The organism is Micromonospora palomenae (assembly GCF_007829925.1).
GTDB lineage: Bacteria > Actinomycetota > Actinomycetes > Mycobacteriales > Micromonosporaceae > Micromonospora > Micromonospora purpureochromogenes.
Genome location: NZ_VIXA01000002.1, coordinates 250,959 through 272,902 on the forward strand (window position 1 = coordinate 250,959; position 21,944 = coordinate 272,902).

A 21,944-nucleotide genomic window follows, 5' to 3' on the forward strand; every position below is an offset into this window, starting at 1 on the left:
AAGGAGGTGGTCCAGACTTGTATAGCAATCGGACTCGTGAGGTGGCTGTCCGCTAGCCGCTGTCCTCGACAGTGACACCCGTCCGCCGCGAGGCGGGCATCTGCACCATCGTCGAGACCGTGTGGCAGCGGTGCGGCGAAACCACGACAGCCACCCGACCCCCGGGGTGCCGGCCCAGTCCAGCCGGCCCGCGCGCGAGCGCGGAAGCCCCGGGGGTCGCTTCATGTCCGGCCCGGCCGGACCGGTCAGCTCAGCGGGGAGGCCGCCTTGTCCATGCGCGAGCTGGTGGTGCTCGGGACGGCCAGCCAGGCCCCCACTCGGCAGCGCAACCACAACGGGTACGTGCTGCGCTGGGACGACGAGGTGATCCTCTTCGACCCGGGCGAGGGCACCCAGCGGCAGCTGCTGCACACCGGGGTCACCGCCACCGACCTGACCCGGATCTGCGTCACCCACTTCCACGGCGACCACTGCCTCGGCCTGCCCGGCACCATCCAGCGGCTCTCCCTGGACCGGGTGCCGCACCCGGTGGCGGTGCACTTCCCGGCCGGCGGCGCCGAGTACTTCGCCCGGCTGCGGCACGCCACCTCCTTCCACGAGACCGCCGAGCTGGTCGTCGAGCCGATCGAGGCGGACGGGCAGCGGATCACCGTACGCGGGGGCACGCTGGAGGCCCGCCGGCTGCGGCACTCCATCGAGACGTACGGCTACCGGCTGGTGGAGCCGGACGGCTGCCGGATGCTGCCGGAGCGGCTGTCCGCGTACGGGATCGCCGGGCCGGCGGTCGGGGAGCTGCTCCGCGTCGGCCACCTCGACCTGGCCGGGCGGCGCGTCACCCGGGACGAGGTGAGCGTGACCCGACCGGGCCAGCGGTTCGCCTTCGTGATGGACACCGCGCTCTGCGACGCGGTGTACGCCCTCGCCGAGGACGCCGACCTGCTGGTCATCGAGTCGACCTTCCTGGAGTCGGAGACCGCCCTGGCCGCCGAGGCCGGCCACCTGACCGCGGCTCAGGCCGCGCGGGTGGCGACCGAGTCGGGGGTACGCAAGCTGGTGCTCACCCACTTCTCCCAGCGGTACAGCGACCTGCGCCGCTTCGCCGACGAGGCCCGCCGGCACTTCGCCGGCGACCTGGTCATCGCCGAGGACCTGACCACCGTGCCGGTCCCACCCCGCCGGGTAGCCTCGGCCGGATGACCCTCACGCTGCGCCCCGCCACCGTCGACGACCTGATGGCGGTCGGGGCCCTGCACCGGCGGTCGCGGGTGGCCGCGTACTCCTCGTTCCTGCCGGCGGAGGCGCTGGCCGACCCGTCGGCCGAGGCGATGGGCCGGTACTGGGTCGAGCGGTTCGGCTGGGAGCGGGACGACCACCGGATGACCCTGGCCGAGCGGGACGGCCGGCTGGTCGGCTTCAGCTACCTGGGCCCGGACGACGAGGGCGACCCGGCCACCGGCCTGCTCAACGCCATCCACCTCGACCCCGACGAGCGGGGCCGGGGCACCGGCCGCGAACTGATGGTCGACGCGCTGGACGCCATGCGGTCGCGCGGCTGGTCCCGGGCGGTGCTCTGGGTGCTGGCGCAGAACCTCGACGCGCGTCGCTTCTACGAGCGCGGCGGCTGGACGCCGGAGGGCACCCGGCGCGACGAGCACTTCGGCCCGATCGTCGTCCCGCAGGTCCGGTACGCCCGACCGCTCTGACCCGCCCCGTTCGCTCTGAGCTGATCGGGGCATGCCCGTCGATGCGAGGGCGTTGCCGGGTTCATGGACACCGATCACACCGAGCGGGCGGAGGACGCCGCGCTCGACGCGTACTCCCGGGTGGTCACCGGCGTGGCGGCCCGGGTGCTGCCCAGCGTGGCCGCCCTGTCGGTGCGGACCGCGCGCGGGGCCGGCGCCGGCTCCGCGATCACCGTGGGCACCGACGGCCTGCTGCTGACCAGCGCCCACGTGGTGCAGGGCGCCCGGGACGGCTCGGCCGCCTTCGGCGACGGCACCGAGGCGCGGTTCCGGGTGGTCGGGGCGGATCCGCTCTCCGACCTGGCGGTGCTGCGGGTGGACGAGGCGACCGTGCCGCCGGTGGAGCTGGGCGACGCGGACACCCTGCGGATCGGCCAGCTGGTGGTCGCGGTCGGCAACCCGATGGGGCTGGCCGGCTCGGTCACCGCCGGGGTGGTGTCCGGGCTGGGCCGGTCGCTGCCGGCCCGGGACGGCCGGGTCACCCGACTCATCGAGGACGTCATCCAGACCGACGCCGCGCTCAACCCCGGCAACTCCGGCGGCGCGCTGGCCGACTCGGCCGGCCGGGTGATCGGGGTGAACACCGCCGTCGCCGGCTACGGCCTCGGGCTGGCCGTCCCGATCAACGCCACCACCCGGCAGATCATCGACGACCTCATCGCCGGCGGCCGGGTGCGCCGGGCCTGGCTGGGGGTGGCCGGCGTCCCGGTGCCGCTGCCGCCGGAGGTCGCCGAGCGCACCGGCCAGCGCCGTGGCCTGCGGGTGGTCGAGGTGGTGCCGGGCAGCCCGGCCGGACAGGCCGGGATCTACCTCGGTGACGTGATCCTCTCCGCCGGCGGCCGGCCGGTGCGGGACGGCCAGGGCCTGCAACGGCTCATGCTCGGCCCGGCGATCGGCACCCGGCTGCCGGTGACGGTGCTGCGCCGGGGCGCCCTCGTCGACGTGGTCGCGGTGCCGACCGAGCTGAGCCGCTGAGCGATCCCGTCCCGTCCTGGCCGGCGGCCGGTACGACGACGCGGGGCCTCCCCCCGACAGGAGGAGGCCCCGCGGTACGTCGTCGGGTCAGCGCGCGCCGAGGTGGGCGAGCAGGTCCTGTCGGGTGAGCACGCCCTTGGGCTTGCCGTCGACCAGCACCAGCGCCGCGTCGGACTTCTCCAGCAGGCCGACCGCCTCGCTCACCGGCTGCCCGCCGCCGATCATCGGCAGCGGCTCGGCCATGTGCCGCTCGATGGTGTCGTGCAGGTGCGCCTGCCCGGTGAAGAGCGCGTCGAGCAGGTCCCTCTCGGCGATCGAGCCGGCCACCTCGCCGGTCACCACCGGCGGCTCGGCCTTGAGCACCGGCAGCTGCGAGACGCCGTACTCGCGCATGTAGTCGATCGCGTCGCGGACCGTCTCGGTGGGGTGCACGTGCACCAGCTCGGGCAGGCCGCCCGGCTTGCTGGCGAGCGCGTCGGCGACGGTCGGCTCGGTGCCCGAGTTGTCCAGGAAGCCGTACCGGGCCATCCAGTTGTCGTTGAAGATCTTCGACAGGTAGCCCTTGCCGCTGTCCGGCAGCAGCACGACGATGACGTCGTCCGGGCCGGCCTTGCGGGCCACCTCCAGGGCCGCCACCACGGCCATCCCGCAGGAGCCGCCGACCAGCATGCCCTCCTCGCGGGCCAGCCGCCGGGTCATCTCGAACGAGGCCTTGTCCGAGACCTCGATGATCTCGTCGGCGACGCCCCGGTCGTACGTCTCCGGCCAGAAGTCCTCACCGACGCCCTCGACCAGGTACGGCCGGCCGGTGCCGCCGGAGTAGACCGACCCCTCCGGGTCCGCCCCGATGACCTTGACCCGGCCCTCGGAGGCCTCCTTCAGGTAGCGCCCGATGCCGGAGATGGTGCCGCCGGTGCCGACGCCGGCCACGAAGTGGGTGAGCCCGCCCTCGGTCTGCTTCCACAGCTCCGGACCGGTCGTCTCGTAGTGCGAGCGCGGGTTGGCCGGGTTGCTGTACTGGTTGGGCTTCCAGGCGCCGGGGATCTCCCGGGCCAGCCGGTCGGAGACGTTGTAGTAGGAGCGCGGGTCCTCCGGCGCGACGGCGGTCGGGCAGACCACCACCTCGGCGCCGTACGCGCGCAGCACGTCCTGCTTGTCCTGGCTGACCTTGTCCGGGCAGACGAAGACGCATTTGTAGCCCTTGAGCTGCGCCACCAGGGCCAGCCCGACGCCGGTGTTGCCACTGGTCGGCTCGACGATGGTGCCGCCCGGCTTGAGGATGCCCGCGGCCTCGGCGTCCTCCACCATCCGCAGCGCGATCCGGTCCTTCACCGAACCGCCCGGGTTGAGGTACTCCACCTTCGCCAGCACGGTGGCCTGGATGCCCTCGGTGACGTTGCGCAGCCGTACCAGCGGGGTGTTGCCGATCAACTCGACGACGTTGTCGTAGTACTGCACCTCGTTGTGCCCTTCGTTGCGGCGCCGGCGCCGGCGGCCGGGCAGACGTTTCGTTCGTCGCCCAGGGTACGTGCCGTCAGGGGATCATCTGCCCGGGGATGACGGAGCTGCGACCCGCCTCCCACTCCAGGAAGCGCTCGGTCTCCGCCAGCACGCTGCCGGCCAGCCAGGTGACCATGACCGCGTCGTCCACCAGGCCGAAGATGGTCAGGAACAGCTCCGGCACCACGTCGACCGGCGACAGCACGTACGCCGTCGCCGCCGTCATCATGGCCAGCCGGAGGCCGCCGTCGTACTCGCCCCGGGCGGTCGCCCTGATCATCCGGGGCAGCGCCGCCAGCCGGGCGCCCAGCGAGGGCCCGCCCCGGGCGCCCGCCGCCAGTGCCCGGAACAGCGCGGTGAACGCCGCGCTCCGCTTCAACGTCCTGCTCATCTTGTCCGACCCCTTTCCGCCCGACCAGCGTGACGCGGGTGCGCAAGCCCGCCGCGACCTGCTCCTCCGGCGCCCGTCGCCGTCGCCGTCACCGGACAGGTACCCAGAAGCGGCGCTTCCCAGGCACGAACCGGCCAGCCCGAGGAGAGCGGCGTGTCGGGCCGGCGCGATAACGTGGCGGTATGGGGGTGGCTGGTTCCGTCGTACCGGGTCCGCGCTGGCACCGCGCCCGCCAGATCGCCCGGATGGCGGCGATCGGCACGGGCGCCACCGCGGCGGCGTTCGTCGCGACCGGCGGCGTGCTGCTCGGTCAGGCCCGCCAGGCCCGGCGCACCATCCCGATGGCCGAGGCGCCCCCGCCCCGCTGCGACGGCGTCTACGGCGCGAAGTGCCCCGGCCGGCCGCTGACCATGGTGGTGCTCGGCGACTCGTCGGCGGCCAGCTACGGCGTGCACCGGCGCCGGGAGACCCTGGGGGCGCTGCTCGCCACCGGGCTGTCCCGACGGCTGCACCGGCCGGTCCGGGTGCACCGCTTCGCCGTGGTGGGATCGCTCTCCGCCGGGCTCAGGCCGCAGGTCGAGTCGGCGCTGGAGTGCGACCCGGACGTCGCGGTGATCCTGATCGGCGGCAACGACGTCACCAACCGCACCCCGCCCGGGCTGGCGGTGCGCTATCTGGTCGAGGCGGTCCGCGCGCTGCGGGCCGCCGGTTGCGAGGTGGTCGTCGGCACCTGCCCCGACCTCGGCGCGATCCAGCCGATCCAGCCGCCGCTGCGCTGGCTGGCCCGGCGGTGGAGCCGGCAGCTGGCCGCCGCCCAGACGGTGGCGGTGGTCGAGGCGGGCGGCTGGACGGTCTCCCTCGGCGACATGCTCGGTCCCCGGTTCGTCGCCGAACCCACCCGGATGTTCGCCTGGGACCGGTTCCACCCGTCCGCGGAGGGGTACGCGGTGGCCGCCGCCGCGCTGCTGCCCACCGTGATCTCGGCGCTGGGCGTCGGCGCGGAACGCAGGCCGGTGCCGGTCCGCGGCGAGGGGGTACGGTCGCTGCCGGAGGCCGCCCAGGAGGCGGCCCGGCACGCCGGGACGGAGGTCAGCGGCACCCAGGTCCGGGGTCGCGACCGCGGGCCGGCCGGCCGTTGGGCCCACCTGCGCCGGCGGGCCTTCTTCGGCGTCGGCGCGGTGCCGCAACCCGGTCCCGCCACCGACTCACCCACACTGGAGGGATCGGCATGAGCGAGCGAACCACCGGGCCCCGCGCGGCGGAGCCCCGTGCCGACCGCCGCCAGGAGCGCGCCTGCCGGCGCGACGTCCCGCACGGGGAGGTGCCGTCATGACCGAACGCGGCATCGGTGCGGAGCTGGCGCTCCGGCTCGGCAAGGCGGCGGCCTTCTCCCTGGTCGCCGGCACCATCGGCGGCGCGGCGGTGCTCGCCGGGCAGGCCGTCGCCGCCCGCAACCGCAGCTACGCCCAGCCGGAGTTGGGCCTGGCGCTGCGCGCCACGGTCGGCCGGGCCGGTGCCCCGCCGCTGCGGCTGGTGCTGCTGGGCGACTCCTCGGCGCTCGGCGTGGGGGTCGAACGCTTCGACGAGACCGTGGGCGGGCAACTGGCCCACCTGCTGGCCGAGGGACCGACCGGGCGGCAGGTGCACCTGTCCAGCGTGGGGGTCTCCGGCTCCCGCGCCACCGACCTGGCCACCCAGGTGGCCCGGGCGCTGCTCGGCGAGCGCCCCGACGTGGCGGTGATCCTGATCGGCGCCAACGACGCCACCGCGATGCGCCGGCCGGGCGAGGCCGCGGCGTACCTCGGCGCGGCGGTGCGCCGGCTGCGCGACGCGCGGGTCGAGGTCGTGGTCGGCACCTGTCCGGACCTGGGCGCGGTCCGCGCCGTCGCGCAGCCGCTGCGGCAGGTGCTCGGCTGGTCCGGCCGGCGGATCGCCCGGGCGCAGACCGCGGCCGTGCTCGACGCCGGCGGCAGCGTGGTCGACCTGGGCACGGAGACCGGGCCGGTGTTCCGCGCCGACGCCGGGACCTTCTGCCCCGACGGCTTCCACCCCTCCGCCGACGGCTACCGGGTCTGGGCGCACGCCCTGCTGCCGGCGGTGGCCGCCGCGGCCACCAGCGCCTCCCGCCACTGAGCGGGCGGCGGACGGGCGGGCGGGAGCCCGCGGCAGGGTGACATTTCCCGCCGCCCCGGCAGCTTCCGCGCCAAGTTACCGGCGAGTTAACGTTGGCTCATGCCGATTGAGTCGTCCCGCGACGCCGTCATCGTCGCCACCGCCCGCTCCCCCATCGGTCGCGCGTTCAAGGGCTCGTTGCGCGAGGTCCGCCCCGACGACCTCGCCGCGACCATCGTCCAGGCCGCGCTGGACAAGGTCCCCGGGCTCGACCCGACCGAGGTCGAGGACCTCTACCTCGGGTGCGGCCTGCCCGGCGGCGAGCAGGGCTTCAACATGGCCCGCGTGGTCGCCACGCTGATGGGCCTCGACGGCCTGCCCGGCGCCACCCTCACCCGCTACTGCGCCTCGTCGCTGCAGACCACCCGGATGGCGATGCACGCGATCCGCGCCGGTGAGGGGGACGTCTTCATCTCCGCCGGCGTGGAGACGGTCTCCCGGTACGCCCGGGGCAACTCCGACGCCCTCCCGCCGGAGGCGCAGGCGTTGGTCGGTGGCGGCTGGGAGAACCCGCGCTTCGCCGAGGCGCAGGAGCGCTCCAAGGCCCGCGCGGCCGGTGGCGCGCAGGTGTGGACCGACCCGCGCGAGGCCGGCCAGCTCCCCGACATCTACCTGACGATGGGGCAGACCGCCGAGAACCTCGCCCAGGTGTACGACGTGACCCGCGAGGACATGGACGCCTTCGGCGTGCGCAGCCAGAACCTCGCCGAGAAGGCGATCGCCGACGGCTTCTGGGCCCGCGAGATCACCCCGGTCACCACGCCGGACGGCACCGTGGTCAGCACCGACGACGGCCCGCGCGCCGGGGTCACCCTGGAGGCCGTCGCCGGCCTGAAGCCGGTCTTCCGCCCCGACGGCCGGATCACCGCCGGCAACTGCTGCCCGCTCAACGACGGGGCCGCCGCGGTCATCGTGATGAGCGCCCAGCGCGCCAAGGACCTCGGGCTCACCCCGCTGGCCCGGATCGTCTCCACCGGCGTGACCGCCCTGTCGCCGGAGATCATGGGCCTCGGCCCGGTCGAGGCGTCCCGGCAGGCCCTCAAGCGGGCCGGCATGACCGTCGACGACGTCGACCTGGTCGAGATCAACGAGGCGTTCGCCGCGCAGGTGATCCCCTCCTACCGGCAGCTCGGCATCCCGGAGGAGAAGGTCAACGTGATGGGCGGCGCGATCGCCGTCGGCCACCCGTTCGGCATGACCGGCGCCCGGATCACCGGCACGCTGCTCAACTCCCTGGAGTGGCACGACAAGACCATCGGCCTGGAGACCATGTGCGTCGGTGGCGGCCAGGGCATGGCGATGGTGCTGGAGCGGCTCAGCTGAACCCCGGTTCGCCGGTCGTCCGCGCGGGTATCGGATCCGCATGGCGACGGTGGTGGAGCGGGAACGCAAGTACTCCGCCGACGAGGGCTTCCGGCTGCCGGACCTGACGGGGTGCGGTGGCGTCGCGACGATGTCGGACGCCACCGCCTTCGACCTGGACGCGGTCTACGTGGACACCCCGGACCTGCGGCTGGCGCGCAGCGGCTTCGCGTTGCGCCGGCGGACCGGCGGCCACGACGCCGGCTGGCACCTGAAGGTCGGCGCGGCCGGGGGCGCCCGGACCGAATACCAGTTCCCGGCCGGCGCGGACGAGCTCGACCCGCCGGCGGAACTGGTCGGGCTGTTCCGGGCCGCCTCCCGCGGGCAGGCGGTCGAACCGGCGGCCCGGATCACCACCCACCGGGTGGAACGACGGCTGCTGGACGCAGCGGGCCGGGTGCTGGCCGAGGTCGCCGAGGACACCGTCGACGGGCGGGACCTGGTCACGGGCGAGCGGCAGGGGTGGCGGGAGATCGAGGTCGAGCTGGTCGACGGCGACGACCGGCTGCTCGACGCGGTGCAGTCACGGCTGCGCGAGGCGGGCGCCCGCCCGGTTCCCGTCTCCAAGTCCCACCGGGCGCTCGCCGGCCGGCTCGCCGCCGCCACCGACGCGGCTCCGACAGACCCGATCGCCCGCTACGCCCTCACCCAGCGCGACGTGCTGATCGCGAACCATCCCGGGGCCCGGCACGGTGACGAGGACGCGGTGCACGACATGCGGGTCGCCGTCCGGCGGCTGCGGGCCACGCTGCGCACCTTCCGCGGCCGCTGGGACCGTCCGCGCAGCGAGGCGCTGCGCGCCGAGCTCCGCTGGCTGGGCGGCCAGCTCGGGCCGGTCCGCGACGCGCAGGTGATGGCCGCCCGGCTCACCGACGCCGTCCGTGCCGAACCCGCCGACCTGGTCCTCGGCCCGGTCGCGGCGCGCATCTCGGAGCGGTTCGCCGCCGACCTCGCCACCGCCCTCGACGAGCTGGTCCGGACGCTGGACTCCGACCGCTACACCGAGCTGCTGGCCGGACTGGACCGGCTGCTGGAGGCACCGCCCGCCCGTGCCGTCGACGCGCGCTGGATCGCCCGCCGGGTCCGCCGGGCGGTCACCCGCGCCGACGACCGGCTGGACCGGGCCCTCGACGGGCAACGGACGCAGGAGACGGACGTCGCGCTGCACGAGGCGCGCAAGGCGTACAAGGCCGCCCGGTACGCCGTCGAGGTGCGCGAGCCGGACGCGGGGCAGCCCGCCGCCGCCCTGGCGGAACGGCTCAAGGACCTCCAGGACCTGCTCGGCACGCACCACGACTCGGTGGTCACCCGGGAGGTGCTGCGACGCCAGGCGCTGCGCGCGTACGCCGACGGGGAGAACACCTTCACCTACGGGCTGCTGCACGCCCGGCAGGCCACGGCGGCCGATCGGGACCTGCGGGCGCTCCCCGCCGCCCGGGACCGGGCCCGCCGGCGGAAGGTACGACGCTGGCTGAAGAAGTGAGGCGTCAGAGCGCCGAGCGGGTCGCCGCCACCTCGGCGGCGGCCCGGGCCAGCGTCGCGTCCGGCGCCCCGGCCGCGACCAGGTCGGCCGCCACCACCCGGAGCTGGTCGACCAGCGCCAGGTCGTTGTCCAACCGGGGTACGCCCCGACGCGGCTCTCCCTCGGCGTCCGCGCCGAGGTTGGCCAGCTCCTGCACCAGCCGGTGCACCAGGTCGGCACGGGACACGTTGCCCCCCTCGGCGATCGCCGCCCACCGCGGCTGCTGCCAGTGCCCCACCTGACGGACCAGCAGCTCCACCGCCCGGTCCAACTCCGCTGCGCTCATCGCCGCCGAGTCTACGGCCGGCCCCGCCCCGCGCCCGCTCAGCGGCGCAGGTAGCTCAGCAGCCGCAGGATCTGCCAGTAGAGGAAGATCAGCCCCGCCAGCAGCCCGAACGCGCAGAGCCAGGCGTACCGGCGGGGCAGGCCGGTGCGGACCGACCGCTCCACCTGGTCGAAGTCGAGGATGAAGCTGAGTGCCCCGGCGATGATCGCCACCGCCGAGAAGACGTACGGCAGCCAGCCGACCTGGCCGGAGATGCTGTAGATCTCCACCCCCTGCCGGCCGGTGAACAGCCGGAAGACCAGGTTGACCAGGCTGACGGCGAGCAGCCCGATCAGCGTGCCGATCACCAGGCGGGCCAGCCGGGGTGTGGCCCGGACCAGCCGGGCCCGGTAGAGCACCGCCATCCCGAGGAACACCCCGAAGGTGCCCACCACCGCCTGCGCGACGATGCCCGGGTAGACCGCCTCGAACGCCCGGCTGGCCACCCCGAGCAGCACCCCCTGGAGCAGGGCGTACCCGATGATCGGGACCGGGTGGGTGATGCCGCGCAGCGAGATCACCAGGAGCAGCGCGATGCCGGCCAGGGCGGTGCCGGCCAGCGCCGCCGGGACCCACACCGCCTGCGGCACGACCACCCAGGCCACCGCCGCGGTGGCGCCGGTGAGCAGCAGCAGCCCGACGGTACGGACCACCACGTCGTCGACGGTCACCGCCTCCGCGCCACCCGCACCGGGCAGCCGGTGCTCCCGGCTGCTGTCGTCCAGCCGGTCCAGGACCGGGTTGGCGCTGCGCACCCGCCACCTCCTCGCCAGCCGTACCCCCTGGTGTCACTCTCCCCCGGACGGCCCGCCGGCGGCGGGGAAACGGCCGGGCCGGGATACGGCCGCGACCGGCTGCGCAGACGACGGCGCCCGCCGCCGCGAATCGCGGTGGCGGGCGCCAAGGGCTCCGACGGTCAGTCGTCGCCCTGGAAGTAGCTGATCAGGCGGAGCAGCTCCAGGTAGAGCCAGACCAGGCTGACCACGATGCCGAACGCGGCCGTCCAGGAGTAGCGCTGGGGCAGCCCCATCCGGACGCCGTCCTCGACCTCCTTGAAGCTGAGCACGAAGCTCAGCGACGCGACCACGATGCAGACCAGGCTGAAGCCGATGGCCAGCGGGCTGCCGTCGCGCAGGCCGGTGTTGATGTCGAAGAAGACCGCCAGCACGAAGTTGATCAGCATGACGGCGAAGAGGCCGGCCATCACCGCGATCATGCCCTTGACGAACTTCGGGGTCGCCCGGATGACCTTCGCCTTGTAGAGCATGGCCATCACGAAGAAGACACCGAAGGTGGCCACCACGGCCTGGAGCACGATGCCCTCGTAGGCGGTCTCGTACGCCTTGCTGACCAGACCGACGAAGGCACCCTCGACCACCGCGTACGCGACGACCAGCGCCGGGTTCGCGATCCGGGAGAAGGAGATGATCAGGCCGAGGACCACGCCGACGATCGCGGCGCCGATCCAGGCCGTGTAGATCAGGCTGTCCGGCACCAGCACCCAGGCGGCCGCGGCGGAGACGCCGAGGATGCCCAGGAGCGCGACGGTCTTGACGACCACGTCGTCGATGGTCATGGTGCCGGCAGCCGGGGCCACCGGGTAGCCGGGCTGGCCCGGGTGCTGCTGGGGAATGCCGGGCTGGCCGTAGCCGTACTGCCCGGGCGGGGCGTACCCGGCGGAACGCTCCCGCTCGGCCGCCTGGCCGAGCCGGGCCAGCACCGGGTTCGAGGTCTTCACTTCTCAGGCCTCCCTCAGGGGGTCATCGCACGCACGACGTGCCCTACAAGAGTAAACGCATCCAGCGACCTGCGCGCCCGTGCGCGGGCTGAGGGAAAGCTGAGTGTGCCCGGGGCGGGGGTCGAACCCGCACGCCTTTCGGCAGCCGCTTTTAAGGCGGCCGTGTCTGCCGTTCCACCACCCGGGCGGGCGGCACCGGCGCGCCGACACGCGCGGTGCAGTGTCACCGTAACCGTTCACCGGCGACCCGGCGTACCCCGTCACGGGTGCCGCACTAGGGTCGAGCCCGTGACCAGCGCAGCCCGTACGGCGTCCGACGCCGACCCCGACCTGGCTGTCGGCCTCGCCGAGCCGGCCACCCCCGGATCCCGCGCCACCCGCTGGCGGGCGTCCGTCGCCCGGCACCGCACCGGCCTGCTCGTCGGCCTCGCGTTCGCGCTGCTCGCCGGCTGGCTCACCCAGGGCCTCTGGCCGGACCCGAGCGGCCGGGTGCTGGCGCTCAACCCGGCGGACCAGACCCTCTACGAGTGGTTCCTGGCGGTCGACTCGCGGGCCGTGCTCGGCGACTTCGGCCTGCTCACCGACCGGCTCAACAGCCCGGACGGGGTGAACCTGATGACCAACACCACGGTCATCGCGCTCGGCGTGCTCCTCGCCCCGGTCACCCTGCTCTTCGGCGCGCCGGTCACCTTCGCCCTGCTGGCCGGGGTGAACCTGGCCGGCACCGCCGTCGCCTGGTACCTGCTCTACACCCGTACGCTGCGCGCCCACCGGCTCGCCGCGGCGCTCGGCGCCGGTCTGTGCGGCTTCGGCCCGGGCATGGTGTCCCAGTCCAACAGCCATTTGCACATGACCGCCCAGTGGCTGGTGCCGGTGATCGTCTGGCTGGTCGTGCGAATGCTCCGCGCGGCCGACCCCGGCCGGGCTTCGCTGGACGGGCCGGACCGGCGGCGGCTGGTCACCTCGGCGCTGGGCCTGGCCGCCGCGGTCACCGCGCAGGTCTTCATCGGCGAGGAAGTGCTCTTCCTCACCGCGGTCACCCTGCTGGTGATGACGGTGGCGTACGCGCTGACGGACCGCGAGCTGCTGCGCCGGGCGCTGCCCGGCTTCGCCGGCGGCCTGATGCTCGCCGCCGGGCTGTCCCTGCTCGTCCTCGGCTACCCGCTGTGGTTCCAGTTCGCCGGGCCGCAGGGCGTGGCCGACGGCATGTTCAGCCCGCACTACTTCTCGGCCGACCTGCGCAGCTGGTGGACCATCTCCCCGCTGTCGGTGGTCGGCAGCGACTCGTCGGCCCGGCTGACCACCGGCCCGGCCGAGTACAACACCTTCCTCGGCCTGCCGCTGCTGCTGGTCACCGCCGGTTGCGCGCTCTGGCTGGGGCGCCGGCCGGTGGTGGTGGCGTGCGTCGCCGGCGCGCTGGCGATGGGCGCGCTGTCGCTCGGCCCCGAGGTGGTGCTCGACGGCACCCGCACCGCGGTGCCCGGGCCGTACGCGCTGCTCGCCGGCCTGCCGGTGATCGACGGCGCGCTGCCGATGCGGTTCGGCCTGACCCTGCTGCCGCTGGCCGCGACGCTGCTGGTGCTCGCGGTGGACCGCGCGCTGCGGAAGCCCGGTCGGGGCCGGCGGCTGGTCCCCGCCGCGGTGGGGGCGGCCCTGCTCACCGTCTTTCCCGCTCCCCTGCCGACGACCGACCGCCCGGCGCTGCCCGAGTTCATCACCGGCGGCCACTGGCGCGAGTGCGTACGCCCCGGCGGGGTGCTGGTGCCGGTGCCGGCCGCCACCCCCAAGGAGCCCTGGCCGATGCGCTGGGCGGCGGCGGCCGACGGGGCGTTCGGCATCCCGGAGGGCTTCTTCATCGGCCCGTACGGCCGGGACGGGACCGCCGCGATGGGCACCTACAAGCAGCCCACCTCGGCGCTGCTGGCCGACGTGGCCCGGCGGGGTGACGAGCCGGTGATCGGTGACGAGCAGCGCCGGCAGGCCCGGGCGGACGCCGACTTCTGGGGCGCCTCCTGCGTGGCGGTCACCGACGACGCCCCGCACGCGGAGAGCCTGCGCCGCACCCTGGTGCAGCTCTACGGCCCGGGCACCCGGATCGCCGACGCCTGGACCTGGCGGGTCTGACCGGCCCCCGATACGACGAAGGCCCCCTCCCGTGCCGGGAGGGGGCCTTCGTCGTGAACGGGATCAGACCGGGCGGCCGGCGCCGACCGGCTGGGACGCCTCGGCGAACTCCTCGCGCGGGTCGTGCAGCTGGCCGAGGGCCACCACCTCACGCTTGAGGAAGAACGCCAGCGACCAGTCGACCACGACCCGGACCTTGCGGTTGAACGACGGGATCCGGCTCATGTGGTACGTCCGGTGCATGAACCAGGCCGGCCAGCCGGTCATCTTCACGCCGTACACCTGGGCGACGCCCTTGTGCAGGCCGAGGCTGGCCACGCTGCCCGCGTGCTTGTGCTTGTAGTTGACCGGCTCGCGACCGCGGATCACGTTCGCGATGTTGTCGGCCATCCGGGCCGCCTGCCGCACCGCGTGCTGGGCGCTCGGCGAGCAGTAGTTGCCCGGCTCCTTGGTCAGGTCCGGCACGGCGGCGCAGTCGCCGGCGCTCCAGGCGCCCTCGACGACCCGGTCGCCGTCGACGATCTGCAGCGTCGGCAGGCAGGTGACCCGCCGGCGCTCGTCACGCGGGAAGTCGGTCGCGTCGAGCATCGGCGACGGCTTCACGCCGGCCGTCCACACGATGGTGTCGGAGCGGAAGGTGTCGCCGTCGGAGAGCTTGACCACGCCGTCGACGCAGGACTCCAGCCGGGTGTCCAGGCGGATGTCCATGTTGCGCTTGAGCAGCTGCTGAACGGTGTAGGCGCCCATGTCCCGGTCGACCTCGGGCAGCACCCGCTGGGTCGCCTCGACCAGCACCCAGCGCATGTCCTCGGGCTTGAGCTCCGGGTAGTACCGCAGCGCGTCCCGGGCCATGTCCTCCATCTCGGCGAGCGCCTCGATGCCGGCGTAACCACCACCGACGAAGGTGAAGGTCAGCGCCGAGCGACGGACCGCCGGGTCCGGCGTGGCGGCCGCCACGTCGAGCCGGTCCAGCACGTGGTTGCGCAGGTAGATGGCCTCACCGATGGTTTTGAACCCGATGCCGTGCTCGTGCAGGCCCGGGATCGGCAGCGTCCGGGAGACCGAACCGGGGGCCACCACGATGTGGTCGTACGGGATCTCCCGGGTGGGGCCGCTGATCGGCTGCACCACCGCGGTCTTGCGGTCGTGGTCGATCCGCGTCACCGCGCCCGCCACGACCTTGCACCGGCGCAACTCCCGCCGCAGCGGCACCACGGAGTGCCGGGGCGAGATGTTGCCGGCCGCCGCCTCGGGGAGGAACGGCTGGTAGGTCATGTGCGGCTGCGGGTCGACGACGACGACCTCGGCCTCACGGGAGCTCAGCTTCTTGGAAAGGCGCAGAGCGGCGTACAGGCCGACGTGCCCGGCACCCACGACAAGGATCCGCTTCGGATTCACGTCATCTATCTTTCCCCGGGCGGCTCGGGTAATCCCGTCCGAGACCCCCTTCTGTGACGGAGCACAACCCCTGTGACCTGCGCAACGTCCCGGAGCCGTCCCGCTATCCGCGACGCAGCAGCCAGCCCAGCAGCCCGCTCAACCCCACCGCCACCAGCAGTCCGGCCACCGTCGCCGCCTGAAACCCGGCACCCCCGCCGATCTCGCCCAGCCAGGCCAGGATCACCCCGACCACGGCCGTGGCGAGGATCACCACGCCGGCCCGGCTCAGCCAGCGCAGCACCAGATCCGGGTCGACCACGGCGTCGTAGGGCAGCACTGCGGCGAGCGCGCAGAGGGTGTGCGCCAGGTAGAGGGCGGCGGCCACGGCGAGCAGCCGCCAGAGCGCGATCGGCCGGTCGTACCCGGCGGAGGCGATCACCCAGCCGCCCACGGTGACCAGGGCGGCGAAGGTCGGCCACCCTCGGCGCGGGGCGACCCCCGGCAGCGCCGCGACCACCGTGAGGACGAGCAACGCCCGCGCGGAGAACATCTCGACCGGGTACGCCAGCAGCAGGCCGACCAGCACGGTGAGGAAGATGCCGGCGCGCACCAGCAGCGGCGCCAGGCTCACCCGGTTCGCCGCCGCCCGCAACGCCCGCACCCGTTCCGTGACCGCCTTCATCGGGCACCCACCCGCGGGGCGGTGGCCAGCCGGGCCACGTCGCGCAGCACCTGGTCCAGGCTGCCCGCGCCGGCCCAGCGCACCACCGGCACGCCGTGCTCGCGCAGCTGGGCGATCATCGTGTCCCGGTCCAGCCGCCACAGCCGGAACGCCACCGGCGCCCAGCCCCGCTCGCCGGGCGGGGCGAGGTCGGTGGGCAGCGTGTCCACCGCGACCACGAACCGGCCGCCCCGCGCCAGCCGGGCCAGCATCTGTGCGGACCGCTCGTCCAGCAGCGGGGTGAGCACCACCACCAGCGCGTCGGCGGAGAGCACCTGCGGCCCGAAGACCTGGTCGTACGGCTCGTGCGGGGAGGCCTCGGCCCGCACGTCGAGCAGCCATTCCAGCACCGTCAGGTACTGCCGGCGGCCGGTGGCCGGGCGCAGCCGGCGGGCCGCCGGCCCGTACTCCAGCATCGCCACCCGGTCACCCCGGTGCAGGTAGTGCTCGGCGATCGCGGCGGCGGCCCGGACGGTGGTGTCCAACACGGACGCGGTGCCCTTCACCCCGCCGGAGCGGCCCGCCTCGGCGAGCACGTCGAGCAGGACCACCACCTCGGCGTCCCGGTCGGACAGGGTGGCCGCCACGTGCAGCTGACGGGCCCGCAGGGAGACCCGCCAGTCGATGCGGCGCAGCCGGTCGCCGGGCCCGAAGACCCGGACGCCGGCCAGCTCGCCGCCCTCGCCGGGGCGGCGCGAGTGGTGCGCGCCGACCAGCCCGGCGGCCCGGGGCATCGCCTCCACCGCCTCGAACTGCTCGGTTTCCGGATAGACCCGCATCCGCACCGGGTCGGTGATCACCGCGCGGGAGACGAGCAGCCCGTCGGCGGCGGCGACCCGCGCGCCGGCCGGGCCGATCGGGTGCCGCCCCCAGCGCCGCGCGGTGCCGGACAGCTCCAGGTCGACGGCCCGGCCGCTGGGGATCGAGGTGACGAAGGGGCGGTCCGCGCCGCCGGAGCGGCGCACGTCCACGCCGGCCCCGCCGAAGCCGACCCGCTCGACCCGCAGCCACGGCGAGACGCGGGCCCGTACCACCGCCACGTCGTACGCCACGGTGTCCGGGTTGCCGACGCTGACCGTGCCGGCCATCGCGCCGCCCTCGACCAGGTGCGCGTCGTCGGCGAGGATCTCCAGCTGCGGCGCGCCGGTGGGCCGGCGGCGCAGCGCGTACGCGGTGCCGAGCGCGAACGGCGCGGCGAGCACGACCAGGTCGACCCGGCCGAGCAGCACGGCGGCGATCAGCAGCACCCCGGTGAGCAGTACCGCCCGGCCCAGCGCCCAGGTGGGCGCCCAGCCCGCCGTCGGCTCCGCCGCTTCGTCGGTGGGCACGGTCGTCAGCGCCCCGGCCGGCCGGCCGCGTAGCTGGGCAGCGCGCCGCTGGCCGGGGCGGGCGTCTGCTCCAGCACCTCACCGACCACGAAGGACGGATCGACCCGGCGCAGCCACATCTCCGGCCGCAGGGTGATCCGGTGCGCGAGCGCCGGGGCGGCCACCTCCTTGACGTCCTCCGGCACCACGTAGTCGCGGCCGGCGAAGACCGCCCGGACGCGGGCCAGCAGCAGCAGCGCCAGCGAGCCGCGCGGGGAGGCGCCGACCAGCACCGACGGGTGCTCGCGGGTGGCCGCGGTCAGGTCGACGATGTACCGGCCGACGGAGTCCTCCACCACCACGTCCTCCAGCGCGGCCTGCATGGCGCGCAGCGTGGCGGCGTCCACCACCGGCTTGATCTCGGACTCCTCGCGGCGGCGGGCCATCCGCCGGCGCAGCACGTCCCACTCCTCCTCGCGCTGCGGGTAGCCGAACGACACCCGCAGCAGGAACCGGTCGAGCTGCGCCTCGGGCAGCGGGTACGTCCCCTCGTACTCGATCGGGTTGGCGGTGGCGAGCACGTGGAACGGCTCGTCCAGCCGGTAGGTCACGCCCTCGACGGAGACCTGCTTCTCCTGCATCGCCTCCAGCAGCGCCGACTGGGTCTTCGGCGGCGTCCGGTTGATCTCGTCGGCGAGCAGCAGGTTGGTGAAGAGCGGGCCGGCGCGGAAGGAGAAGTCACCGCTGCGCTGGTCGTAGAGGAAGGAGCCGGTGACGTCGGCGGGCAGCAGGTCCGGGGTGAACTGGAGGCGGCGGAAGTCCAGGCCGAGGGCCTGCGCGAAGGACCGCGCGGTCAGCGTCTTGCCCAGGCCGGGCAGGTCCTCCAGCAGCACGTGCCCACCGGCCAGGATGCCGGCGAGGACCAGCTCCAGGGACTCCCGCTTGCCGACCACGACCTGACCGACCGCGTCCAGCACCGCCCGGGCCAGGTGGCCTACCTCCGAGGCGGGGATGATGCGGTCCACGTCGTTCATCAGATCTTCTCCAGTTCGGCGACGATCGCCGCGAGGTCGCGCGGCGACGGGGGGCGGCGGGAGGGGGTGCTGAGGAACGTCCACAGCGACTCCCCGAGCAGAGTGCGGGCGCGGGCCGGGTCGGACTCGCGGGTCAGGCCGTGGCGCTGGCGCAGCCGCTCGTCGGCCAGTTCGCCCAGCCGCGGCAGGATCCGCTCGGTGAACCGCTCCCGGTTGCCCGAGGACCAGTCCAGCGGCCGTTCCCACCCGTTGATGGCGGTCCGCAGGGCGTCCCGGGCGCCCCAGTTCCAGGCGTCGGGCTCCTCACCGCCAAGGACGCGCCCGCCGGCGCGGGGCGGGGGCGGCGGGGCGAGGCCGGCGGTGACCCGGCGGACGGCGAGCACCGCCAGCACGCCGGCCACCACGATCCAGATCGAGACCTGAAGGCCGACCGCGCGCAGGACGGCGAGGACCACCGCGGTGACGGCGGCGGCGACCGCGAGGGTACGCAGCACCGCCCGGCCCCGCCCGCCGCGCTGCCGGCCGGCGCGCGGCGGCGGCTCCTCCTCGAAGGTGAGCAGGTCGTCGAGGCCGGTGCGCTCGGTCACGACCGCACCGCCCGGGGCTCGACGGGTCGCGCGTTCACGCCGGCACCTCCTCGACGGCGGTGGCGAGGGCGGTCAGTTCGCCGCGCAGCCGGCGCAGCGCCGCCCGGGCCTGGTCGCGCATCCGGGCGTCCACGGTGTGGGTGGCGTACCGGGCCTCGCGGTAGACGTGGGCGAACCCGTCCAGCACGTCGGCGCTGGCGATGGCGGGCACCCCGGCGGCCGGGTCGCCCCGCAGCAGCCGGGTGACCAGGTCGGTCGGGGTGTCCCCGGTACGCCGTGGCACGCCGGCCTCGGTGGCGGCCTCCTCCAGGCGTACCCAGCAGGCGATCACGGCGGTGCGCGGGTCGGTGTCGGCGTCGTCCAGCTCGACCAGGCCGGCGTCGAGGGCGGCGACCACCTCGCGGGCGGTGCCCTCGGCGGTGCGCCGGGCCCGGGCGGCCGGGACGGCCCGGGTGGTGCGGCGCAGGGCGCCCCGGATCAGCGTCCAGGCCAGGTAGCCGAGGGCGAGCAGGATGGCCAGGCCCAGCAGGACGATCGCCGCGGTCGCGATCCACTGCGGGATGTCAGCCTGAGTCCGCTCGGCACCGGCGCGCGGCTCGATCGGAATGGAGGGGGCCGGCGCGGCGGAGGGATAGTCCGGGACGTACGGGAGTTGCTTGGCGGCGGGCGGGATACGGCTCGCGCCGATCGAGGAGTGCCCGGCGGCCAGCGCCGCGGCGGCCAGCAGGAGGGTCACCGCGAGGACGGGCCACCACCTGCGCAGCACGCCGAGGTCCATCGCCACCGCCCCACGCAGCCTCAGTCCACCCCGGCGAGTTGCTTCGCCCGGGCGAACACGTCGTCCAGCATCAATGGTGTCAGCCGTCCCGTGAAGGTGTTCTGCTGGCTGACGTGGTAGCAACCGAGCAGCTCGGGGGCGGCCGTCCCGGACCAGTGTGCCCCATGCCCGAAGACCGGTCGCGGGCTGGGCGGGCGGACGCCGTACACGTCGCGCAGCACCGGCCACCACGCGGCCCAGGCGAAGGCGCCCAGCGCGACCACGACGCGCAGGGTGGGCCGGATCAGCCCGACCTCGCGGTGCAGCCACGGCGCGCAGGTGTCCCGCTCGACCGGGGTGGGCTTGTTGTCCGGCGGCGCGCACCGCACGGCGGCGAAGATCCGGGTGTCCCGCAGCGTGAGCCCGTCGTCGGCGGCCACGCTGGTCGGCTGGTTGGCCAGGCCGGCGCGGTGCAGGGCGGCGAAGAGCACGTCGCCCGACCGGTCGCCGGTGAAGATCCGACCGGTGCGGTTGCCGCCGTGCGCGGCCGGGGCCAGCCCGAGGATGCCGATCCGGGCGTCCGACGGGCCGAAGCCGGGCACCGGGCGACCCCAGTAGTGCTGCTCGCGGAAGGCCGCCCGCTTCGTCCGGGCGACCTCCTCCCGCCAGGAGACCAGGCGCGGGCAGGCGAAGCAGTTGCTGACCGCGCCGTCGAGGTCGGCCAGGTCGGTCGCCCGCGCGGCGCGGGCGACCACCTCTGCGGGGGTACGGGGCTCAGCCAAGCTTGGCCCGGAAGAGTTCCAGGGTGCGGGCCCAGGCGGTGGCGGCGGCCCGCTGGTCGAAGTTCTCCGGCCGGTCCTCGTTGAAGAACGCGTGCGCGGTGCCCGGGTAGTCGTGGGTCTGGCAGGTGCCGCCGGCCGTCTCGATGGCCCGGCGGACGGTCTGTACGCCGTCCGCGGCGGAGAGACCGTCCGCTTCGGAGCAGTGGATGACCGCCGCCTTGCCGGCGTAGTCGCTCCACTCGGAGCGCATCGCCTCCCACGGCAGCCGCGGGTAGAAGGCGGCGGTGGCGACGATCCGCTCGGAGCGGGTGGCCGCCCAGAGGGCCAGGCTGGCTCCGGCGCAGAACCCCGCGCAGCCGACCTTGCCGGTGACCTCGGGACGACCGGCCAGGTAGTCCGCGGCGACGGCGATGTCCGCCGCCGCCTCGTCCATCTGCGCGCTGTTCAGCATCTGCCGGGGCTCACTCGGCTTGCTGGCCGGCTGACCGTGCCGGAAGTCCGGGGCGAGGGCGACGAAGCCCGCCTCGGCGAAGCGGTCCGCGACCGACCGGATGTGGGGCACCAGACCCCACCAGTCCTGGATGACGATGACCGCGGGGCTGGCCGCACCGCCGGAGGGTATCGCGAGATACCCCTCGCTCGTCCCACCGTTGCTGGCGTAGCTCACCATCTCGCCCATCGGCCGTCCTCCTAGCGGTCAGTCATCGTTGGCTGGTCGCCCAGTGGTCCTACGTGCCGGTAGCCTGCCACGCCGTGAGCGCGCCGGGAAGACGCGAGAACAGTGGCATATACCTCCCGTTCACCGCATGGTGAACCGGCGTACGACGACGGCGGCGCGGGGGCTTCCCGCGCCGCCGTCCGACGGTCGTGCCGAGGCCGATCCGGCCCTCGTGGTCCCGGCCGGTCAGGCCTTCCTGGTGAGGCAGAGCAGGTAGCCCTTGCCGCCCGGGGCGATGTTGTAGAAGACGTAGCCGTCCTCGCCGGCCTTGATGTACTGCTCGCAGGCCTGACCGCTCTTGGCCTGCGCCTCGGTCTGGTCCTCCACCCGGCCGACCACGGTGTAGACGGCCTCGGTCGAGGTGCACTTCACGACCTCGGCGCTGCTGACCGAGCGCCCCTCGGTGCCGGTGACCGCGGGCAGTTCGGCGATGCAGTCACCGGCCTTGGCCTCGGCGGTCTCGTCGGAGTTCAGGAAGCTCCCGATGGCTGTGCCGAGGCCGAACTTGAGGCCGGCGACGACCAGGAACACGACCACCGCGCCGATGATGGCCAGCGCCTTGCGGCCGCCGGATCCCTTCGCCGCTGGCGCGGCCGCATCGGCCTGCGGAGCCGCGTCGGCCTGCGGGGCCGGGTCGGGCTGCGCGAGCTGCTCGGGCTGCGCGGCCTGCGGCGCGGAGGGCGGTGCTACCTGCTCTGACACTGAGGATCCTTCCGAGGGGTGGACGAGCAGACGACACCGTAGCCACCAAGATCGAGATGCGCTGTCCCGTTCCCCTCATCCGTTCAGCTATTTCCCAGGATCGAT

General features: G+C 74.6%; 22 protein-coding genes and 1 tRNA gene. 8 read left to right on the top strand and 15 right to left on the bottom strand.

Annotation, left to right across the window (positions count from 1 at the left end; all coding sequences use genetic code 11):
* Positions 1-267 precede the first annotated feature (267 nt).
* From FHX75_RS12070 to FHX75_RS12080, 3 genes are all read left to right on the top strand, one after another.
* A complete protein-coding gene (locus FHX75_RS12070; protein ID WP_154939444.1) occupies positions 268-1,197 on the top strand; it encodes a ribonuclease Z in 930 nt (309 codons plus the stop codon).
* Positions 1,194-1,703, top strand: coding sequence for a GNAT family N-acetyltransferase (locus FHX75_RS12075; RefSeq protein WP_154939446.1), 510 nt, complete (start codon positions 1,194-1,196; stop codon positions 1,701-1,703). The genes FHX75_RS12070 and FHX75_RS12075 overlap by 4 nt, the downstream gene beginning before the upstream one ends.
* Before the next feature lie 63 nt (positions 1,704-1,766).
* Positions 1,767-2,717: a S1C family serine protease gene (locus FHX75_RS12080; protein ID WP_154939448.1), complete on the top strand. Its 951-nt coding sequence runs from the start codon at positions 1,767-1,769 to the stop codon at positions 2,715-2,717.
* 87 nt (positions 2,718-2,804) lie between these two features.
* Here FHX75_RS12080 and FHX75_RS12085 read toward each other — a convergent pair whose 3' ends face one another.
* A complete protein-coding gene (locus FHX75_RS12085) occupies positions 2,805-4,175 on the bottom strand; it encodes a cystathionine beta-synthase (RefSeq protein WP_154939450.1) in 1,371 nt (456 codons plus the stop codon).
* 76 nt (positions 4,176-4,251) lie between these two features.
* Positions 4,252-4,608 (bottom strand): YkvA family protein, encoded by a 357-nt coding sequence (locus FHX75_RS12090; protein WP_154939452.1) that lies wholly within the window; start codon positions 4,606-4,608, stop codon positions 4,252-4,254.
* Between the two features lie 182 nt (positions 4,609-4,790).
* Here FHX75_RS12090 and FHX75_RS12095 point away from each other — a divergent pair, with 182 nt between their 5' ends.
* The 4 genes from FHX75_RS12095 to FHX75_RS12110 all read left to right on the top strand — a co-directional run bounded on the left by FHX75_RS12095 (position 4,791) and on the right by FHX75_RS12110 (position 9,625).
* On the top strand, positions 4,791-5,840 hold the full coding sequence (locus FHX75_RS12095; RefSeq protein ID WP_154939454.1) for an SGNH/GDSL hydrolase family protein: 1,050 nt from the start codon (positions 4,791-4,793) through the stop codon (positions 5,838-5,840).
* 97 nt (positions 5,841-5,937) lie between these two features.
* Positions 5,938-6,741 carry an SGNH/GDSL hydrolase family protein gene (locus FHX75_RS12100; RefSeq protein ID WP_154939456.1) on the top strand — a complete coding sequence of 268 codons (804 nt, stop codon included), beginning with the start codon at positions 5,938-5,940 and terminating at the stop codon, positions 6,739-6,741.
* 99 nt (positions 6,742-6,840) lie between these two features.
* Positions 6,841-8,103: an acetyl-CoA C-acetyltransferase gene (locus tag FHX75_RS12105; protein WP_154939458.1), complete on the top strand. Its 1,263-nt coding sequence runs from the start codon at positions 6,841-6,843 to the stop codon at positions 8,101-8,103.
* 40 nt (positions 8,104-8,143) lie between these two features.
* Positions 8,144-9,625, top strand: a complete 1,482-nt coding sequence (locus tag FHX75_RS12110; RefSeq protein WP_154939460.1) for a CYTH and CHAD domain-containing protein — start codon at positions 8,144-8,146, stop codon at positions 9,623-9,625.
* 4 nt (positions 9,626-9,629) lie between these two features.
* Here the strand turns inward: FHX75_RS12110 and FHX75_RS12115 are convergent, their stop codons facing one another.
* From FHX75_RS12115 to FHX75_RS12130, 4 genes are all read right to left on the bottom strand, one after another.
* Positions 9,630-9,950, bottom strand: a complete 321-nt coding sequence (locus FHX75_RS12115; RefSeq protein ID WP_154939461.1) for a hypothetical protein — start codon at positions 9,948-9,950, stop codon at positions 9,630-9,632.
* Positions 9,951-9,988: 38 nt separating this feature from the next.
* Complete coding sequence (locus tag FHX75_RS12120; protein WP_154939463.1) at positions 9,989-10,744, bottom strand: Bax inhibitor-1/YccA family protein; 756 nt, start codon at positions 10,742-10,744, stop codon at positions 9,989-9,991.
* A gap of 161 nt (positions 10,745-10,905) precedes the next feature.
* Positions 10,906-11,727, bottom strand: coding sequence for a Bax inhibitor-1/YccA family protein (locus FHX75_RS12125; RefSeq protein ID WP_154939465.1), 822 nt, complete (start codon positions 11,725-11,727; stop codon positions 10,906-10,908).
* Between the two features lie 106 nt (positions 11,728-11,833).
* Positions 11,834-11,914: transfer RNA gene (locus tag FHX75_RS12130), tRNA-Leu, on the bottom strand.
* A 101-nt stretch (positions 11,915-12,015) separates the two neighbouring features.
* Here FHX75_RS12130 and FHX75_RS12135 point away from each other — a divergent pair.
* Entirely contained in the window at positions 12,016-13,851 is a 1,836-nt protein-coding gene (locus FHX75_RS12135) for a hypothetical protein (protein WP_154939467.1), read from the top strand.
* Positions 13,852-13,914: 63 nt separating this feature from the next.
* Here FHX75_RS12135 and FHX75_RS12140 read toward each other — a convergent pair whose 3' ends face one another.
* The 9 genes from FHX75_RS12140 to FHX75_RS12180 form a co-directional block, all read right to left on the bottom strand.
* A complete protein-coding gene (locus tag FHX75_RS12140) occupies positions 13,915-15,249 on the bottom strand; it encodes an NAD(P)/FAD-dependent oxidoreductase (protein ID WP_154939469.1) in 1,335 nt (444 codons plus the stop codon).
* 103 nt (positions 15,250-15,352) lie between these two features.
* Entirely contained in the window at positions 15,353-15,913 is a 561-nt protein-coding gene (locus FHX75_RS12145; RefSeq protein WP_154939471.1) for a hypothetical protein, read from the bottom strand.
* Positions 15,910-17,289, bottom strand: a complete 1,380-nt coding sequence (locus tag FHX75_RS12150) for a DUF58 domain-containing protein (RefSeq protein WP_154939473.1) — start codon at positions 17,287-17,289, stop codon at positions 15,910-15,912. The genes FHX75_RS12145 and FHX75_RS12150 overlap by 4 nt, the downstream gene beginning before the upstream one ends.
* A complete protein-coding gene (locus FHX75_RS12155; protein ID WP_154939475.1) occupies positions 17,286-18,293 on the bottom strand; it encodes an AAA family ATPase in 1,008 nt (335 codons plus the stop codon). Before FHX75_RS12155 ends, FHX75_RS12150 begins: the two co-directional genes overlap by 4 nt.
* Complete coding sequence (locus tag FHX75_RS12160; RefSeq protein ID WP_154939477.1) at positions 18,293-18,880, bottom strand: hypothetical protein; 588 nt, start codon at positions 18,878-18,880, stop codon at positions 18,293-18,295. Before FHX75_RS12160 ends, FHX75_RS12155 begins: the two co-directional genes overlap by 1 nt.
* 34 nt (positions 18,881-18,914) lie before the next feature.
* Entirely contained in the window at positions 18,915-19,658 is a 744-nt protein-coding gene (locus FHX75_RS12165) for a DUF4129 domain-containing protein (protein ID WP_154941936.1), read from the bottom strand.
* 20 nt (positions 19,659-19,678) lie between these two features.
* Positions 19,679-20,419 (bottom strand): uracil-DNA glycosylase, encoded by a 741-nt coding sequence (locus FHX75_RS12170; protein ID WP_342798581.1) that lies wholly within the window; start codon positions 20,417-20,419, stop codon positions 19,679-19,681.
* Positions 20,412-21,098 carry a dienelactone hydrolase family protein gene (locus FHX75_RS12175; RefSeq protein WP_154939479.1) on the bottom strand — a complete coding sequence of 229 codons (687 nt, stop codon included), beginning with the start codon at positions 21,096-21,098 and terminating at the stop codon, positions 20,412-20,414. Before FHX75_RS12175 ends, FHX75_RS12170 begins: the two co-directional genes overlap by 8 nt.
* 225 nt (positions 21,099-21,323) lie before the next feature.
* The gene (locus FHX75_RS12180; protein WP_154939481.1) at positions 21,324-21,839 is read right to left on the bottom strand and encodes an LppU/SCO3897 family protein; all 516 of its coding nucleotides are present in this window, start codon (positions 21,837-21,839) and stop codon (positions 21,324-21,326) included.
* Positions 21,840-21,944: the final 105 nt, after the last annotated feature.